Here is an 18630-nt window from a genome sequence, read left to right as displayed (position 1 = left end):
TTCAGTTAACCACGGTGCCGGCACCGATGGCGACGGCCAGATCCTGAGCCAGCGTTTCCAGCTGCGCCGGCTCAAGGTTAGCCAGGCTGATGCGGATCGCCGGGCCGCTTTTCAGACGGAAGGGCTCGCCGCTCTGCACCAGCCAGCCACGCTGCGCCATCATTTGGCTGGCGGCGGCTTCTGAACGCACCGGCAACCAGATATGCACTCCCTCTCCCGGCGATACCGGCACGCCGGTCAATGCGCGCAGCCGCTCGGACAAATCGTCACGCCGCTGCTGATAAGTTTGCTGCGCCCGTGCAAACAGCCCCTCTTGCTGGGCCTGCGTCCACAGTTTAACGGCAATCTGCTGCAGGATATGGCTGACCCAGCGTTCACGAATGTATTGATCCGCCCGCATGGTCTGCAGCAGCTGCGGCTTGCCGCAGGCCAGCGCAATACGCAGATCCGGGCTGAGGAACTTGCTCAGCGATAACACATACAGGCCATTGTCTGCGGTAAAGGGCAAATGCAGTGGCCGCTGCGACAGCGGTCCCCAGAAGTCATCGACGATCGCCAGACAGCCGGGGTTTTGCGACAGAAATTCCCGCCAACTCGCAGCCCGGCCCGCGCTTAATGACATGCCGGTCGGGTTCTGTGCCCGAGGCGTCAGGATCACTGCGGCTCCCAAAGGTGCGGCCTCTTTTTCCGGCAAGCGGCACCCTTGTTCATCAACCGGTAACGGCAAAGGCTTCAGCCGCAGATGCCGCAACAGCGTCAGTAGCGGTGGCCAGCAGGGATCTTCCACCCACACCGAGGCTCCCGGCGCCGCATGGATACGCAACGCCTTTTCGATAGCGTCCAGCGCGCCGGAAAACACCGCCGATTCCCCCAACTCTGCGCCCTGCTGGCTCAGCCAGTCGCCGGCAAGCCGACATAACGCCGGTAAATCCCCGCTGACGTCATAACCGGTCTGCTGCGGGAAAACGTCTTCGGCGCCCAGCGACAGGGCCGGCAGCAGCGTGGCATCCAGATTACCACTCGCCAAATCCCCCATCCCCTCAGGCACTTGCCGAACATTGCGCACCGTCATTAAAGGTTGCTCAAGTACCTGAGTACCGGCACGCCCGCGGGTAGCCACCAAACCGGCATCACGCAGCTTGGCATAGGCGCTGGCGACGGTATTGGGGTTGACCCCCAACTCGCCGGCCAATTGACGTACCGGCGGCAGCAGGTCACCCGGCTGCAGATCACCCTGCTTTATCTGCGTGCTGATCTGTTCAGCAATCTGGACAGCGCTGCCGCCTTTTGCATACAATGAGCTCATACATAAAACCTTTTTGTATTAGTTCAAAATAGATTACCTGTTTCGAACGGAAAAGTTAAGGGGTAAAGATGGAAAAACATTACGTACTGGATATTAAACAGGGCGGGAAAGCCTTCGGTCGCTTGCAGATGTTCACGCCATGGGCTGCCGATCAGCTTCAGCAGGCTCAGGCGCTGTTCCCTGCCGATCAGGGCTACCAGTTGAGTATCAGCCAGGTCAAAGAGCGCCGGATAGTTTATCAAAGCGGCATTGGCGGCATCACCATCCTGGGCGATACGCTGGAACTGGAACCTTACCCTCATAGCCAAGAGGTACCACAACAATGAAAAAAGTTGTCGCGATCCGACATGTGAATTTTGAAAACCTCGGCATTCTGGGCTCGCTGCTGTCATTGCGTGGCTATCAGATTGATTATTTCGACGCGGGCCGTGACGACATCCGCACCATCGTTAACGAGGATACCGACCTGCTGGTGGTGCTGGGCGGGCCAATCAGCGCCGCTCAACACTTCGCCGGCCAGCAACACTATGCGTTTCTCAACGATGAGTTAGCACTGGTTACCCAGCGTCTCCAGCAAAAACGGCCTACGATCGGTGTCTGTCTCGGCGCGCAGGTGATTGCCCAGGCACTGGGCGCCGAGGTCGTTTCGCTTGGCGTGAAAGAGATCGGTTACGCTCCCTTAACCTTGACGGATAACGAAGACTCGGTGCTGGCGCCACTGGCGTCCACGCCGGTGCTTCACTGGCACGGCGATATGTTTATGATCCCCGAAGGCGCGACCCGCCTGGCGGGTACCGAAATCTGCCCTAATCAGGCATTTGAGTATCAGGATTTCGCCCTTGGGCTACAGTTCCATCTGGAAGCCGATCACCGCGATCTGGAACGGTGGCTGGTGGGACATGCCTGTGAACTTGAGCTGGCCGGCATCGTGCCGCAGCTTTTGCGCCAACAGGCCGCGCGTTACGGCACAGAATTGGAGCAACGCGCCCGCCAGGTATTTACGCGCTGGTTGGATAAAATCGAACCAAGGAAGTGATAGATGCAACAAATTTCTCAATTACAGCCGCCGCAGATTGATGTCATCAGTATTCAATCTCAGGTGGTGTATGGCAGCGTCGGCAACGGGATAGCCTACCGCACGCTGTTGAAAAAGGGGCTGGAAGTGCTGCAGGTGCCCAGCGTGCTGTTCGGTTGCCCCCCTTATTACGGTGCGCCCAGCGGCGGCGTGATCTCCGCCGAATGGTTCGGCGGTTTTCTGGCGGATTTGCTGGCCCGCGGCGTGATGAATCGCACCCGGGCGGTGATTGTCGGTTATCTGGGCAATGTCGACCAATGCCATATTCTGGATACCTGGTTACAGCGCGTGCGCGCGATCAATCCGCAGATAAAGATTTATATCGATCCGGTGATGGGCGATTACGGCGAAGGGGTTTATGTCGATAAGCGCATTGTCGATTGCTACCGCTCCCCCTTCCTGAAATTGGCCAATGGCCTGACCCCTAACGGCTTCGAACTGGAGCAGCTTTGCGGTCACCCTCTGACCACTCAGGAACAGACGCGGCAGGCTGCACAGGCGTTGCTCAATGACACCACCGAGTGGGTGTTGGTGACCAGCGCACCGGGCGTGGCGGAAAACGACGATCAACTGGGGTTACTGCTGGTCAAGCACGACGAAGTGCAAAGCTATACCCACCCCAGAATTCAATCAAAGGTCAAAGGCACCGGGGATATGTTCGCCGCGTTGCTGGTCAGCCATCTGCTGCATGGCAAAAGCCTCGATGAGGCGATCGTGACCGCCGGGGGGGAAGTTTGTGATGTTCTGACGGAAGCGGAGCATTTCGGCCTGGAGGAAATTGGCAGTCTGCGCGCCTTGAAATAGGCCGGGAGTGACGGGGCAGCCAGCTGCCCCTCGCGTCTTGGTTAGCGTTTTTTCTTTTTATTGAAGTCCAATTCAAACGCAAACACCGCACTCTGAATTTTTCTTTCCATGGCCAAACCCAGTTTCATAAAGCGGCACGACAGGCGTGAAAAATGCACCATGTTGTCGTCGTCATCCAGCTCATGATCGTCGTTGATCACCACCAGCTCCATATTGACCTTGAAACTGCCGTAGCTGCCAAGATCCAACAACGCTTTTTTGAACTGGAAGCCGGGTTGTAGGTTTGGCGGTAACGGACCGTCAACGCGCAGCCCTACACCACCGGCGGACAGATCGTGGATCCTCAGCTGATATTCACTGCCATCGGCGTATTCACCACTGCACAAAAACTGGCGCCAGTGAGGGGTAGTGACACGGAACTGACGGCGGCGCTGGATGTAAACCAGCTGCTTCGGCAATTGGGTTGAACAGACATTGACGCCCTGCTGCTCGATGAATTCGGCCCGACCTACGGAGAACTCGATCTTCGCATCATGGCTTTCAATCACGATGGTGTATTCGCCATCAACCGTCGCATCCACCTCATCGCCGCTAAACACGATGTTGTCCGGCCCGACGCTCAATAACAAACTCTGAAACTGCTGCTTCTCATTTACGACCCGTAGCGGCGTGCGTTGTTTACAAATCTCACGCAGAATCGCCAGTACTTCAAAGCGCTCCTGCTTGATAAACAATCCGTTATCATTCTGCTCCACTTGACGCTCCTGGCACTTCCCAATGACGTTGACACTTTCCTTACAGTTATCATCACTGGGAATATTCCTAAAGTCAAATTTGCCAGCGATGCCAGGCTTGCGGTAACAGTCTGGCGAAGCGTTCTGCCCAGGCCTGTTGACCTTGTTGATCGGCAAGCAGATCCTGGCGGATCTCGATACCGACATAGGGCAATTGCCGGCGCTCAGCATGCACCGGCAGGGTGTAGTCCGTCGCGTCGGTCATGGCATAGGGCTCGTTGATGCCCACCTGCAAATCCCCTTCTTCACGCAGCAGCTCAGCCAGCAACAACGCGAACTCCGGCTGACGGTTGAACAACAGTCCGACCTGCCACGGGCGCGCGTTGCCTTTAAACACCGGCGTAAAGCTGTGCATGGCAACGATCGCCGTCGGCAAGCCGCTACGCTGGCGCGCATCCAGGCTGTCGGTTATCGCCTGATGGTAAGGCAGAAAAATTTCATGCTCGCGCGCCAGCGCCTGTTCGGCCACAATGCCCACGTTGCCGGGGATCGGCGTCAACTCGGACAGTTCTGGTATGGAACTGGGGATGCCGGGTGTACGATTACAGTCGATAACCAAACGCGAATAGCGCTGATGAATCAGCGGAGCGTCCAGCTGGCGACTAAGGTGACGTGAAACGTTCAGTGCGCCGATGTCCCAGCCAATATGACGGTCTATTTCGCCGGGCGGCAGCCCAAGATCGCCCAATTGCTGCGGTATTGCCTGCCCAGCGTGATCGCAAAGCAATAAGAAGGGCGCGAGGCCTTTTGGCGTTTCAATCGCGACGGCGGCGGGATCTTCGGCGGACAACAAAAACGGGGCGAACGGCTGTGGCATGAAAAACTCCGGCGGAGGAACAAAGCCTTATCTTAGGCTATTTTCCCCCGCCGGTGCCAAGCTTCGGATTAGATCAAAAACGCATGAGCGCCACGCCAATTACTCTATGCACGCCTCCTGCGGCTGATGCACTGCGATGTAACGTTGGAAACGCGCAGGTTTAAGCCGAGTGAGATCGACCAGCACCAGCCCATCAATACAGTTATTGAAGGCCGGATCGGTGCCAAAATCGATGAACTGCACCCCTCCCGGCTCACACAGCTCGGTATATTGTTTATACAACGTGGGGATCGAACAGCCGATATTGCTCAACAGGCTTTTTAGCCGCACCAGATCTTCCTGATAGTTATCGCCGGCAAACTGCGCCAGCACCTGAGGTAACGAGGCGGGATACGGCTGCCGCGACTGCGCCAGCGCGCTGTCCGGCGAGAAATACAGCCGGTAGAAGGCGATCAGCAGATCGCGCGCCGTTACCGGCATGCCTCCGGATATAGACACCGGGCCAAAAAGATAGCGGTACTGCGGGTACTTCGCCAGGTAGGCGCCAATGCCCAACCACAGGTAGTCCAGCCCGCGTTTGCCCCAGTAGGCCGGCTGAATGAAACTGCGGCCCAGCTCAATCCCCTGCGCCAGAATAGGTGCCATATCGCGGTCATAATGGAACAGGCTGTTGCTGTAAATGCCTTCCAGGCCCTTGCGTTCCAACTGCTCGGCGGTTGGGATAAAGCGATAGGCACCGACTATCTCCAACTCGTCCGCGTCCCACAGCACCAGGTGGTAATAGTCGTCGTCGTAGCTGTCCAGATCGCGGCGGCGACCGGAGCCTTCCCCCACCGCACGGAAAGCGATTTCGCGCAGGCGTCCTAGCTCACGCAGGATAGGCGTACGCGCTTCGTCCTGACGGCGATACAGGAAGATGATTTTTCCGTCCGGGGTAACCCCCAGCCGCTCACAGTTTGCCAGCGCTTTCTTCAGTTCCAGTCGGTCTTCCGGCAAGGCGATCGGAGATTCGCTGGCAAACAATCCTTCTTTACCCTGCCCCAGGCGATAAACGTGACGGCGGAAACGCTCCGCCAGATCTTTCGCGCTGGTATGGCCGTCGTGCCAATTGGCAAAGGGAATACGGCCACCCACGCGGATTTTAATGCGCCCGCCCTGCTGCTGGAACATTTCGCGCACCAGTAATAGCGTGGACAGAGGTCGATAAACCAGGGAGGTGAAGTAGAATAAATTGCTGTTACGGGCGCTGATGTGGATCGGCACAATCGGTGCGCGCGCCTTGGCCGCCAGACGCAAGAAACCAGTATGCCAATGCCCGTCGCGAATGCCTTTCGGGCTCATGCGCGACACTTCGCCAGCGGGGAACAGGATCAGCGCACCCTGCTTGTCCAATTGCGCCTGCATGCCTTCAATTTGCTTGCGGCTGGTCTTATAGGCGACGTTGTCCACCGGTACGAACAGGCTGCGCAGCGGTTCGATGTAGGTCAGCAGTTGGCTGGCCACCACTTTGACATCCGGCCGCACCGCCGCGACCGCACGCAGCAGCACCAGTCCGTCAAGTGACCCTATCGGGTGATTAGCCACCAGCACCACCGGTCCCTGGCTCGGGATGTTTTCCAGATCGCCATCCACCAGTTCACAACTGAGGTTGAAGTAGTCCACCACCTGCTCGATCAGATCCAGACCTTTCAGATGGGGATAATCGGCGGCAAACTGTTTGAATTCTTTTTCGAAGAGTAAAGTTCTCAGCAGGCTACGCTGCCAGGCAGGGGTATTGCGGTGTGGAAATGCATCATGCAACAGAGAGTCCAAGCTAAACATCGCGTTATCTCCTGGCTTAGTCGCTGCAAAATTAAGCCAGCGCTATGACCCTAACATGTCAGTAACATGACAAAAAAATGAAATCCCTCGACCTATCAGGTATAGCAAATTATTGAAAACTTGGTGGCGACACTCTGCTTGCCGCCCCCTCGCCGCATTTTATGCCAATTAAATCAACGCTTCGATCCGCTGATTCACCGCTTCACGCAGCCGCAGCAGCGGTGCTGCCTGATGCGGATAACGTTTAAAAGTGATACGCATCCCCAGTTCCTGTTCAATCAATGCCTCTACCGTGTTGCGATCCGTCAGGCTTTCCAACAGCTGCAGCGCACGCATGTCCTGCAAGCCCTGATGCAGCACCCGTAACCGCAGCGACTCCACCGGCGTCAGGTTTTCGCCGGGGTAAACCACAAAGGCGTCGCCGGAAGGAAACGCATTTCGGCAATCGGTCACCGCGTAGGGGTTAAGTTTTTCTCGCGAATGGCCGCTGTTATAGAAGTTGAACCCCCAGTGCAGAAAACCGCTGATGTTGTACAGGTAAAGCTGGATGCCCAGAATACGATTACGCGCCGAAGGTTGAGCAAAGAAACGGTTGGCCACCTCGGTCTTTTGCACGCAGCAGTAATAGGCCCACAGGCCCGGAACCTGATGCTCAAGGAAAGCGTCTATATGGTCGGTAGCGGCCACTGGCGTTTCCACCAGTCCTTGCCGGTAAAACGCGTAGTCTGACAGCGCGTCAAAAGTGCGGAACCCGGCCAGCAGCGGGCGCAAGGCTGCAACGGCACGCTGATAAACGGCGATGTTCTCCAGCGTTGGCTCATCCGAGATATGGAACCAGACCTGCTGTTGCAACTGGCGATCGCGGAACCATGCGGTCAACGCCGGCAACAGCGCCTGCAAAAACTGTTGATACTCCTGCGCGTGGGCGTCAGTGTGCCAACCGAACAGCGGGCAAAGTGCGCCGTCGATCTCCACCAGAATTTTTGGCGCATGCGCCGCCCCCCACTGGGTGAACAACGGGGCAATCTCAAAATGTTCAATCCCCTCTTCCTGCGCCATATCCACCCACTGGGCCAGCCGCTGGAAATCAAACCGATAACCCTGCGCGGAACGCTGTACGCCAATCAACTGTACCGTGGTGCGCTCGCCGCCGACGGCGGTATCCAGCGGTGGCGTGAAGATCGGCGTCAGCAGCATGTTGACTCCACTGTTGACCGCACAGCGAACAAAGTTGCGTACCGCCAGCCAGTATTCGGGACTGAACACCGGCACGCGGTAATAATCCGCCAGACAATCGGTATGCACCCATTCGGTGTGCAACAGGGTTTGCGGCGGCAGTTCGACCGGGACAATATGCAGCGTCAGGGAGGCGCTGGCCAGGGCTTCGCCGCTGATAACATCAAACAAGGTCAGGTTCAGCGGGCAATCCCCGCCTGGCACAGGCGTCGACGGCGGTGTATAGGTCAGCCAAAGGCAGCCGTAATAATTGTTGGCGACAAAGAAACGCTGCTCGGTCAGCGGCATCAGCGGATCGGGAAATAACCCCGGCTCGGTACGCAGATAGTTCTCATCGGTCTGGGCATAACAGGGAAAGTGGCTGGGTACCGATTGCACCTGCCGCACGCTGATATACTCTGCCAATGATCCCTCAAGACGGTAGCTTAATTCACGCCGAGTTTCGTTATCTGCCCGGTGAAGGCAATAAACCCCCTGCCAGGAAATCATTTCATTGCTCAGGCCACTCAACTTATTTATTTGATCAATCTGTGGTGCATTATGGCTGTGAAATATCTTTTCCAGACTGTGAGTAAAAGTCAATGAAAGGCGCATAGCAATAATCTCGCTCTAATGGGGAAATACCGATGAGTGATTTTCAGGCTAAACCCTTTTATCGATTCAAACAATAGTGGTCATTCAAAAAACGGCGTTTACGTCGAGGCAAAGCCTGCCGATACAATTTTTTTGTTTATTTGCATCACAAAAATGAAAGATACCCAGACATGCACAATAAAAATGTTTTTAATCCCCATTATGGTGCAAGGGTTATCACTTATTCCTATGACCCCAGCAGCCAGTCATTGCCCAACGGCAGGGCCAAAACCGCCGCAAAAGGTTAACGAATTGTGAACAACTTACGCTTTCGGTTTACGCCCCAACCCTTTCGATCTTAACAACATCGAAACATTCGCGCCCCATTTTTGGGCAGATCGGGGTGTATTGACACATTGAAAGTTAAGGGATAGAAAGAATTCACGTTACGAAAATATTTATTCGTCGTCCACCGAGGGGAAAGCAATGTCACCGATAAAAAATACCGGCCGTCTTCTGGCGCACTCTGCCATTGCGACGGCATTATTATTGCCGACCATGTTATATGCCGCCGATCAAATAACTTTGCGTTATGCCGTATGGGACAGAAATCAATTACCGGCCGAGCAGGAAATCGCCAAACGCTTTGAAAAAGAAAACCCAAACATTAAAATAGCCATAGAATTAACGCCGTCGGCACAATACTTCGTTAAATTGGATTCCGCCGCAGCTGGCGGCGTAGCGCCAGATATATTCTGGATAAATATGCCTTATTTTGTTCAATATGCCAAAAACGGCATTATGCAACCTTTAACACCTTATATTAGCGGCAGCAGCGTCAAGCTAAATGACGTGGTCGCCAGTTCGGTAAAAGCCTATCAGTATGACGGCCAACAGATGGCCATCCCGCGCGACGTGGACTCTATTGCGGTGTGGTACAACAAAAAGCTGTTCGATCAGGCCGGTGTCAGCTACCCCACCAGCGATTGGAACTGGGATGACCTGAAAACCAAAGCCGCAGCCTTGAAAACCGGCTTGAAAGGCAGTGCCTTCCCGTTGGTGATGGACCTTAGCATCGACGGCCAGGACAGCTACATGAACCTGCTGTTCCAGAACGGCAACCACATCGTCCCGAAAGACGGCCAGCCGACCGACATCGCCAACGACAAGTCCATCTGGGTATATCAGCAGCTGCAGTCAATGATGAAAGACGGGCTGATGCCCAGCGCCCAGCAAATGAGCGAAGTCAAAACCGAGAACATCTTCCAGTCCAACCGCGCAGCCATGGTGTATGCCGGCTCGTGGTTAGCGGCCCCGTTCGCCAACAACCCGCTGATTAACGACCATATCGGCGTGGTAATGATGCCGAAAATCGAACGTCAATCCGGTGTGGCGCACAGCCTGGCGTTCGCCATGTCCGCCAACAGCACCCACAAACAAGAAGCCTGGAAATACATCGAGTTTATGAGCACCGAAGCTTCGCAAACCGAGTTGGCGAAAGTGGTGATCCCGGCCAATAAAGTGGCGGCGAAAGCCTGGGCGGCGGAAATCAAGAAGGTCGATGTTACGCCTTATATCGACACTCTCAACGTGACCGAGGCCTACCCGACCGCCGGGACCAACACGCCAAAATGGCAGAACATGTGGATAGCCAGTCTGAAGAAAATCTTTATGGGCGCGGATGCCAAACAGGAGATGGATAAGTCGGTCAAGAAGATCGAACGCATCATGGAGCAGTAATCGCCCCGTGCCGGCTGCGCCTGCCCGAAGGCGCGGCCGGCAACGGAACACCGCAAAGCCGTTACTGGTGAGGAATGGCAACATGTCGCTGGCAGATACCTACGGTGCCCTAAAACAACAAAAAAGCATCCCACGTCCTGCGCTCAGCCGCCTGGAGCGCGCCGAGCGTTTTTGGGGTTGGGTGATGATTTTACCGCTGTTGATTGGGTTGACGGTGTTTTACTTCATCCCTTTTTTGCAGAACATCTTTTACAGCTTTACCGACCTCAATCAGTTTATGCGCTGGAGCACCCTCAGCGTCGATAACTACGTCAATCTGTTTGAAGACGACGATTTCTACACCGCCGCCGGCAACACCCTGTTCTATGTGGTGGTGTGTGTACCGGTCAGCCTGAGTCTGTCGCTACTGCTGGCCATTGGCCTCAACCAAAATATCCGAGGCAAGGCGCTGTTGCGCACCCTGCTGTTCCTGCCGGCGGTCACCATGCCCGCCGCGGTGGCGATGGTGTGGCAATGGCTGTTCAACAAGGACTTCGGCCTGATTAACCAGGCGATTGGCCAACTGGGTATTTCACCGGTGGCCTGGCTATCCGATCCGGACGTGGTGCGCATCAGCGTTTCCATCATCATTATCTGGTCGTCGCTGGCGCTGAAAATCATCATTTTACTGGCCGGTTTGCAGAGCATTCCACGCCAGCTGTATGAGGCCGCCGACATCGATGGCATCAGCACCCTGCGTCGCTTCTTCTGTATTACCCTGCCGATGATGGTCCCGACGCTGTTCTTCGTTTCGGTAATGAGTTTTATCGAGATCCTGCAAATCTTTGACGTGGTGTTTTTGATGTTTGACCGCGCGCTGGTGGAAAGCGACGTGATGACCGTCACCAACCTGTTCTACAAATACGCCTTTTACCTGCAGGAGAAAGGTTACGCCTCCGCCATCACCGTGGTGCTGTTCGCCGTCACCCTGCTGATCACCCTGATTCAAATGATGATTGGCAAACGCCTGAAAGTGAGCTGAGGAGCCGCGACGATGAGCATAAGTAAAAGAACGCTGGTGTATCTGTTTATGGTGTTGGCGGCGTTGGCTTCGGTCGTGCCGTTTATCTGGATGCTGGTCACCTCGCTGAAAACTCAGGCCGAGAGTATCCAGATCCCGCTGACGCTGCTGCCGGCCCACCCCAGCCTGCAGGCCTACGGTAAGATCATGCGCGAAATCCCCTTCGCCGATTTTTACCTGAACTCGCTGTTGGCCACTTTTTTCACCGTCACCCTGCAAATGGTGATCGCCACCATGGCCGCCTACGGTTTCTCGCGCCTGCATTTTCGCGGCCGTGATGCGGTGTTTCTGGTGTGTATTTCCATCCTGATGGTGCCCGGGCAAGCCTTTTTGATCCCGCAATTTCTGGTGGTGCAAAAGTTGGGGCTGGTGAACAGCATCACCGGGCTGGTGTTGCCGGGCATCTTCAGTATTTATGCCACTTTCCTGCTGCGCCAGTTCTTCCTCGCGGTACCGAAGGAGATGGAGGAAGCCGCACTGATTGACGGTTACAGCTACTTCGCCATCTTCTGGCGCATCATGCTGCCGCTGATCCGGCCTGGCATTATCGCCTGCATCATCATCAACGGCCTGTGGAGCTGGAACAACCTGATGTGGCCGCTGATCGTCAACACCACCACCGAGAAGCTGACGCTGCCGGTCGGGCTGGCGTCGCTGTCGAGCCGCGCCGGGGTGGAGTATCCGCTACTGATGGCCGGGGCGCTGATGGCAGTGATCCCCATGCTGATGCTGTTCATTCTTTTCCAACGTTACTTCATCCAGGGCATCGCCAGCGCTGGGGTAAAAGGCTAACCGCGAACACAAGGTAAATAACATGGCCGGTATTCAGTTAAACAATGTGAAGAAGGTATACCCCAACGGTTTCAATGCGCTGCACGGGGTCGATCTGGACATTAAAGACGGCGAGTTTATGGTCTTCGTCGGGCCGTCCGGCTGCGCCAAATCTACCCTGCTGCGCATGATCGCCGGGCTGGAGAGCGTCAGCGATGGCCAGATCCTGATCCACGATCGCTGCGTCAACGACACCATGCCAAAAGATCGCGGTATCGCCATGGTGTTCCAGAACTATGCGCTTTACCCGCACATGACGGTCTACAAGAACATGGCGTTCGGCCTGATCGGCAAGGAAAGCAAAGCCGAAATTGACCGTCGGGTGCGTGATGCCGCCGAAAAACTGGAGATCACCAACCTGCTGCAGCGCAAACCAGGTCAGCTGTCCGGCGGACAGTGCCAGCGCGTGGCGGTCGGCCGCGCCATCGTGCGCAAACCCAAGGTGTTTCTGTTCGACGAGCCGCTTTCCAATCTGGACGCCAAGCTGCGCGTCTCAATGCGCGTCCAACTGATCGAACTGCATAACCAACTGAAACAGGAAGGCGCCGCCGCCACCATGGTGTACGTCACCCACGATCAGGTGGAGGCGATGACCATGGGCGACCGCATCTGCGTGATGAACCGTGGCGCCATTATGCAGGTGGATAAACCCATTAACCTGTACCACCAGCCCGCTAACCGCTTCGTCGCCGAGTTTATCGGCAGCCCGTCGATGAACCTGCACGACATGGCGGTGACTCGTAGCGCACAGGGTATTGGGCTGCGCATCGGCAATGAATATCCGCTCGAACTGCCGCCGGCGCTGCAACAACAGCTGGAAAGTTATCCGCACCCGCGTGTGTGTCTGGGCATCCGTCCGGAGTCTCTGCGGCTGTGTGCGCCCGGCAGCAGCAACTGCTTCCCGGCGAAGATTGTCACCATCGAACGCATGGGCAACGAAGAGTTGCTGCACTGTGAACTGGCTGAACTGCGCTTTGTGCTGCGTATGGCGTCGCAACAAGACTGGGAACCACGTCTGGGAGAACAGATCCATCTGGCTTTCGATCTGACCCGTGCGCACCTGTTTGATGAAATCAGCGGCCAAAACCTCAAATAACAAGATCGGAGAACGAGCAATGTCGTCAGCTAAACAAAATGGTTTTGCCGGTCGCCCGGTTCAGGTTCTGGTGATTGGCGCCGGGGCACGCGGTGAAATTTACTCGCGCTACGCGTTGGCGCATCCGGATTTAATGCAGGTAGTCGCGGTAGCCGAACCGCGTGATATTTATCGGCAGCAGTTCGTCGAACAGCACGGTATTTCGGCGGATAAGGTGTTCACCGACTGGCAACAGGCCGCCGACGCCGGAAAACTGGCCGATGCGGTGCTGATCTGCACCCAGGACACCCTGCACCTGGAACCGGCGCTGGCCTTTGCCAAGCAGGGTTATGCCATGCTGTTGGAAAAACCGCTTTCGCCGGTAGCCAGCGAGTGTCGCACCATCGTTGAAGAGGTGGTGCGTCAGAAGCTGATTTTCTCGGTCGGCCACGTACTGCGCTACACGCGCTACACCCAAAAACTCAAGCAACTGCTGCGCGATAACGTGATTGGCGACATCGTCAGCCTGCAGCATCTGGAACCGGTAGGCTACTGGCATCAGGCACACTCCTTTGTTCGCGGCAACTGGCGCAACGACAATGAAGCCGCCTTTATGCTGCTGCAGAAGTCCTGTCACGACATTGACTGGATCCGTTACATCATGGAACTGCCCTGCGAACAGATCAGTTCGTTCGGGGGTTTACGCCATTTTCGCCAGGAGAACCAGCCTGCCGGTGCGGCTGACAACTGCCTTGACTGCGCCGTGGAAGCCAGCTGTCCTTACTCCGCCAAGCGTATTTACCTTGGCGACGATCACAAGGCCACGCCGGGCTTCCTGCGCGTATTAACGCCCGAGGTCAGCCAATCACACCTGCAGGCGGCGCTGCGCGACGGTCAGTATGGCCGCTGCGTCTACCGCTGCGACAATAACGTGGTCGATCACCAGGTGGTCAATATGCAGTTTGCCGGTGGCCGCACCGCCTCCTTCACCATGACCGCCTTTACCCGACTGGAAGATCGCAAAACCCGTATTTTCGGCAGCCACGGTTGCCTTGAGGGCGACGGTCGCTATATCCGGATCACTTCATTCGTTGACGACAGCGAAAAAGTGTACGACGTCGAAGAAGCCGACGATCTGCATGCCATGTCCGGCCACGGCGGCGGCGACTACTACCTGATGCAGCATTTCATTGACGCGATCCGCACTAACGATCCGTCGCAGGTGCTGTCCGGACCGGCGGAAACGCTGGAAAGCCATCTGATGGTCTTCGCTGCGGAACGCGCACGCCGAGAATCTGCGGTAATTACCCTGAGTGGAGCCTGAAACGTGGAAATATCACAGATGCGTTACGGTTTCGACATCGGCGGCACCAAGATTGAAATGGCGGCCTACGATCGCCAATTGCGGCAGGTGCTGTGCCAACGGGTGAGCACGCCTACCGGCGATTACCGCGCATTTTTGTCCTGTATCCAGCAATTGGTCGATCATGCCGATCGCGAGCTGCACACCCAGGGCAGCATCGGCATCGGCTTGCCGGGCGTGACCGATCCCCGCAGCCGTAAGCAGTTGGCGGTTAACGTCCCCTGCCTCACCGGGCACTGCCTGGCGGACGATTTGGCCCATGAACTGGCGCGGCCGGTTGAAATTGAAAACGACTGTCGCTGCTTCGCCCTTTCCGAGGCCAGCACGCCGCAAACCGAGCATCTGGCGCTGGTCTTCGGCGCCATTATCGGCACCGGTGCCGGCGGCGGGCTGGTGATGAACAAGCAATTGCACAAGGGCCGTAACGGGCTGGCCGGTGAATGGGGCCATACGCCGATCTCTGCTCAGTTGGCGCAGCGTTACGATTTACCGTTGTTTACCTGCAATTGCGGCCTGACCGGTTGTTTTGAACGCTACGTTTCCGGCAGCGGTCTGCTGGCGCTAAGCCGTCATTTCGGCCATCGCGCCGACAGCGTACCGGCGCTGATCGCCCATTACCGGCACGGAGATCCGCTGGCACAGCGGCTGATAGCGATGTACGTCGATATTCTGGCCAGCGCCCTGGCAGGGCTGCAATTGCTGCTGGACGTTGACGCCTTCGTGCTCGGCGGCGGACTGTCGAACGTCGGGGAGCTGTACGCCCTGCTACCGCCGGCCATGAGCGCCTGGCTGTTGCCGGGTACCGAACCGGCGGCAGTCTATCCGCCAGTGCACGGTGACAGCAGCGGCGTACGAGGGGCCGCATTATTACGCCAAAGCTGGCAATAAAAAACAGTGAAACGCCAGACGGGAATAAATGAATGTCGTGGCTTTCATCCTGCTTTCGACAAATTACCTCAGGCGGTGAGTTGCCGCCTGATAAATAACGAATTACCGCTTTTCACTTTATTTTTCGGCCGCTTTCGGTTGATCACCAATCGAAAGCAAAAACAAATATAACCAGTTGATACATATAGATTTTTATAAATTTATCGGTTGCATTTCATTGTTTCGTTTGCTGTAATTTGCCACGAACAACTGAAAGCACTCCTGTCAGATTAGCTGCGACGCATTGCGCCGCGGCAGGGTATGACTACAGCTAAATCGGGAGTCACGCGTTAATGATAAATACCGTAAAACGACGGGAATTAATTATCGACCAGCTTTGTCGCGAAGGCTCGGTGCGCGTCGAGCAACTCAGCGCCCAGTTTTCTGTTTCCAGCGTCACCATCCGCAGCGATTTGCGCCAGCTGGAAAAAAGCGGCTGTGCGGTGCGCGCTTACGGCGGCGCAATGCTCAATAAACAGTTTGCCTTCGACCGCCCGCTGCAAGACAAGGGCCGTATCAATCGCGACGTGAAATACGCCATTGCCTGCGCCGCGGCGGAATTGGTCAACGACGGTGATGCCATCATTCTCGACTCCGGCTCCACCACCAGCCAGATGGCGCAGCAACTGGTCGGCAAGAAAGACCTGGTAGTGATGACCAATGCGCTGAACATCGCGTTCGAACTGGCCAACAACGAACAGGTTGATCTGATGGTGGTGGGCGGCAGCGTACGGCGCAAATCCTGGTCGCTGTATGGCCCGGCGGCGGAGCAGCATATGCGGCAATTTCGTTTCGACAAGCTGTTTCTCGGCGTCGACGGTTTTGACCTGCTCAGCGGCATCACCACGCCAGATCCTGGCGAAGCGCAGCTCAACCGCGCGATGTGCGATGTAGCGCGCGAAGTGATCGCCGTTGCAGACGCCAGCAAATTCGGTCGCACCAGCTTTTGCATGATCCGTGAAATTGGCCAAATCCAGCGTTTGGTCACCGACAGCCGCATCCCGGAAAACTACCTGCATGCGCTGAACCATTTAGGTGTCGACGTGATTATCGCCGACCGTTAACCGAGGCTTTCAAGGAGTTTTCAACATGAACGGTTATTTTGCTTACGATGCGGGCTGGCTGGAACAACGGCATGCGCTGCATACCGCACGTGAGATCTGGCAACAGCCTGATTTATGGGACGCCCTGCACCGACAGCTGCAGGAGCAACAAGCCTTGTGGCAACCTTTCCTGGCACCGCTGTTGGCCAATCCTCGCCTGCAGATTGTGCTGTGCGGTGCGGGCAGCTCGGCCTTCGCCGGCCGCGCGTTAGCCCCCTGGCTGCGTGAAAAAACCGGTCGTGACGTGGTGGCCTATGGCACCACCGATATCGTCGCCAACCCACACCAATATCTGGATCTGACGCGCCCAACGCTGCTGGTTTCTTTTGCCCGTTCCGGCAACAGCCCGGAAAGTGTCGCGACAGTCGAACTGGCCGACCAACTGCTGCCGGAAAGTTATCACCTGATGCTGGTTTGTAACCCGGACAGCCAATTGGCGCACTATGCCCATCAGCGCGAGAATGTCTGTTCGTTAGTGATGCCGCAAGGCTCCAACGATCAAAGCTTCGCCATGACTTCCAGTTTCAGCTGCATGATGCTGTCCGCCGCGTTGTTGCTCGGGCCGCACTCCCTTTCCGAGGCCCAACGCCCACTCGCGACCATGGTGGCGCGCTGCCGCGAACTGCGTGAAACGCTGCAACCGCAGGTAAAAGCGCTCGCTGCCAGCGGTTTTCGACGCTACATCACGCTGGGCGGCAGTTGTTTCACCGGGCTGGCGGAAGAGGCTTCGTTGAAAATGCTGGAACTGACCGCCGGGCAGATTGTCACCCGCTACGACTCACCGCTTGGCCTGCGCCATGGGCCCAAATTTATGGTCGATGACCAAACGCTGGTGCTGCTGATGTTCTCCAGCGGTGACTACGCCCGCCAATACGATCGCGATTTGTGGAACGAACTGCATCGCGATGGTCTGGCGATGCAGATGGTCGGCTTGACCGGCAGTGCGCAGCCGGTATCGGACATGATGCTGAACCTGCACCACGCCGAAGACGACGTCTGGCTGCTGTTCCCTTACCTGTTATTCACCCAAATGCTGGCCTTTGAAAGCTCGCTGGCGCTTGGCATGACGCCGGACAACCCATGCCCGACCGGTGAAGTTAACCGGGTGGTTAAAGGCGTCACCATTTACCGTTATCCGTCTTCTGTGGCGTAAGGAATCTCTATGTACCTGATATCCAACCGGGAAATGCTGCAAAAAGCACAACGCCAGGGTTATGCCGTACCGGCGTTCAACGTCCATAATCTGGAAACCGTGCAGGTGGTGGCGGAGACCGCCGCCGAATTGCGCTCGCCGGTGATCATGGCCGGCACGCCCGGCACATTCAGCTATGCCGGCACCGACTATTTGATCGGTATCTGCCAGGCGGCCGCACGCCGTTACGATCTGCCGTTAGCGCTGCATCTGGACCATCACGAAGAGATGGACGATATCGAATACAAGGTCAAAAGCGGCATTCGTTCGGTGATGATCGATGGCTCACATCTGCCGTTCGAACAGAACATCGCCAAAGTGGCTGAGGCCGTCGCATTGTGCCACCGCTACGGTGCCAGCGTTGAGGCAGAGTTGGGCCGCCTCGGGGGCCAGGAGGATGACCTGATTGTCGACTCCACCGACAGCTTCTTCACCGTTCCGGCCGCCGCGCGCGAGTTTGTCACCGCTACCGGCATCGATTCGCTGGCGGTAGCCATCGGATCGGCTCACGGGCTGTACCACGGCGAACCCAAGCTGGACTTCGACCGCCTGGCGCTAATCCGTGAGCAGGTCGACATTCCACTGGTACTGCACGGCGCATCCGGTATTCCAGAAGCCATGGTGAAACGCGCCATTTCTCTAGGGGTGTGCAAGGTCAACGTCGCCACTGAGCTAAAAATCGCTTTTGCCGACGCGGTAAAAAGCTATTTTTCACAACATCCCGATGCCAACGATCCGCGTAAATACATCGTGCCCGGCAAGCTGGCGATGAAAGAAGTGGTGGCAGAGAAAATCCGTATCTGCGGCAGCAGCGGCATGCTGTAACTCAGCATAAATCACCACGGTTGGCCGTAGTTTCAGTTTCAACTGCGGCCACTCCGCATTTTTTAACGTGATGCGCTTCACAGTAAAA

At 56.4% G+C, this 18630-nt stretch carries 17 protein-coding genes; 12 read left to right on the top strand and 5 right to left on the bottom strand.

Going from position 1 to position 18630, the window contains the following annotated elements; all coding sequences use genetic code 11:
• Position 1 precedes the first annotated feature (1 nt).
• Positions 2-1306, bottom strand: a complete 1305-nt coding sequence (locus ACMGG1_RS11030) for an aminotransferase class I/II-fold pyridoxal phosphate-dependent enzyme (RefSeq protein WP_414161377.1) — start codon at positions 1304-1306, stop codon at positions 2-4.
• A gap of 68 nt (positions 1307-1374) precedes the next feature.
• Here ACMGG1_RS11030 and ACMGG1_RS11025 point away from each other — a divergent pair, with 68 nt between their 5' ends.
• Genes ACMGG1_RS11025 through pdxY form a run of 3 tightly spaced genes read left to right on the top strand, consistent with a single transcriptional unit; the run spans position 1375 to position 3185 of the window.
• Positions 1375-1632: a hypothetical protein gene (locus tag ACMGG1_RS11025; RefSeq protein ID WP_020827033.1), complete on the top strand. Its 258-nt coding sequence runs from the start codon at positions 1375-1377 to the stop codon at positions 1630-1632.
• Positions 1629-2342 carry a glutamine amidotransferase gene (locus tag ACMGG1_RS11020; protein ID WP_142815146.1) on the top strand — a complete coding sequence of 238 codons (714 nt, stop codon included), beginning with the start codon at positions 1629-1631 and terminating at the stop codon, positions 2340-2342. The genes ACMGG1_RS11025 and ACMGG1_RS11020 overlap by 4 nt, the downstream gene beginning before the upstream one ends.
• A 3-nt stretch (positions 2343-2345) precedes the next feature.
• Complete coding sequence (gene pdxY, locus ACMGG1_RS11015) at positions 2346-3185, top strand: pyridoxal kinase (RefSeq protein ID WP_400826620.1); 840 nt, start codon at positions 2346-2348, stop codon at positions 3183-3185.
• A gap of 41 nt (positions 3186-3226) precedes the next feature.
• Here the strand turns inward: pdxY and ACMGG1_RS11010 are convergent, their stop codons facing one another.
• From ACMGG1_RS11010 to ACMGG1_RS10995, 4 genes are all read right to left on the bottom strand, one after another.
• Positions 3227-3940: a flagellar brake protein gene (locus tag ACMGG1_RS11010; protein ID WP_020827036.1), complete on the bottom strand. Its 714-nt coding sequence runs from the start codon at positions 3938-3940 to the stop codon at positions 3227-3229.
• Between the two features lie 73 nt (positions 3941-4013).
• The gene (locus ACMGG1_RS11005; protein ID WP_201896349.1) at positions 4014-4796 is read right to left on the bottom strand and encodes an N-formylglutamate amidohydrolase; all 783 of its coding nucleotides are present in this window, start codon (positions 4794-4796) and stop codon (positions 4014-4016) included.
• A gap of 99 nt (positions 4797-4895) precedes the next feature.
• Positions 4896-6617 (bottom strand): ornithine lipid synthase OlsF, encoded by a 1722-nt coding sequence (gene olsF, locus ACMGG1_RS11000; protein ID WP_020827038.1) that lies wholly within the window; start codon positions 6615-6617, stop codon positions 4896-4898.
• Positions 6618-6785: 168 nt separating this feature from the next.
• Entirely contained in the window at positions 6786-8447 is a 1662-nt protein-coding gene (locus tag ACMGG1_RS10995; protein WP_414161376.1) for a DUF4091 domain-containing protein, read from the bottom strand.
• Between the two features lie 465 nt (positions 8448-8912).
• Between ACMGG1_RS10995 and ACMGG1_RS10990 the strand changes: the two genes are divergently transcribed.
• The 9 genes from ACMGG1_RS10990 (at position 8913) to ACMGG1_RS10950 (ending at position 18542) form a co-directional block, all read left to right on the top strand.
• Positions 8913-10166 (top strand): ABC transporter substrate-binding protein, encoded by a 1254-nt coding sequence (locus ACMGG1_RS10990; RefSeq protein ID WP_176983520.1) that lies wholly within the window; start codon positions 8913-8915, stop codon positions 10164-10166.
• 82 nt (positions 10167-10248) lie between these two features.
• The gene (locus ACMGG1_RS10985; protein ID WP_020827041.1) at positions 10249-11187 is read left to right on the top strand and encodes a carbohydrate ABC transporter permease; all 939 of its coding nucleotides are present in this window, start codon (positions 10249-10251) and stop codon (positions 11185-11187) included.
• Positions 11188-11199: 12 nt separating this feature from the next.
• Positions 11200-12018: a carbohydrate ABC transporter permease gene (locus tag ACMGG1_RS10980; protein WP_044551448.1), complete on the top strand. Its 819-nt coding sequence runs from the start codon at positions 11200-11202 to the stop codon at positions 12016-12018.
• 22 nt (positions 12019-12040) lie between these two features.
• On the top strand, positions 12041-13153 hold the full coding sequence (locus ACMGG1_RS10975) for an ABC transporter ATP-binding protein (protein ID WP_128865208.1): 1113 nt from the start codon (positions 12041-12043) through the stop codon (positions 13151-13153).
• Between the two features lie 19 nt (positions 13154-13172).
• Complete coding sequence (locus tag ACMGG1_RS10970) at positions 13173-14456, top strand: Gfo/Idh/MocA family protein (protein WP_259218649.1); 1284 nt, start codon at positions 13173-13175, stop codon at positions 14454-14456.
• 18 nt (positions 14457-14474) lie between these two features.
• The gene (locus ACMGG1_RS10965) at positions 14475-15383 is read left to right on the top strand and encodes an ROK family protein (protein WP_044551454.1); all 909 of its coding nucleotides are present in this window, start codon (positions 14475-14477) and stop codon (positions 15381-15383) included.
• Positions 15384-15715: 332 nt separating this feature from the next.
• Positions 15716-16486, top strand: a complete 771-nt coding sequence (agaR, locus tag ACMGG1_RS10960) for a transcriptional repressor AgaR (protein ID WP_046373443.1) — start codon at positions 15716-15718, stop codon at positions 16484-16486.
• 25 nt (positions 16487-16511) lie between these two features.
• Positions 16512-17678, top strand: a complete 1167-nt coding sequence (locus tag ACMGG1_RS10955) for an SIS domain-containing protein (protein WP_128865207.1) — start codon at positions 16512-16514, stop codon at positions 17676-17678.
• Between the two features lie 9 nt (positions 17679-17687).
• The gene (locus tag ACMGG1_RS10950; protein ID WP_414161375.1) at positions 17688-18542 is read left to right on the top strand and encodes a tagatose bisphosphate family class II aldolase; all 855 of its coding nucleotides are present in this window, start codon (positions 17688-17690) and stop codon (positions 18540-18542) included.
• The last annotated feature ends 88 nt before the right edge of the window (positions 18543-18630 follow it).

Origin of the sequence: Serratia sp. BNK-12 (assembly GCF_047456085.1) — a bacterium.
GTDB lineage: Bacteria > Pseudomonadota > Gammaproteobacteria > Enterobacterales > Enterobacteriaceae > Serratia > Serratia liquefaciens.
This window is presented reverse-complemented; position numbering and strand designations above follow the sequence as displayed.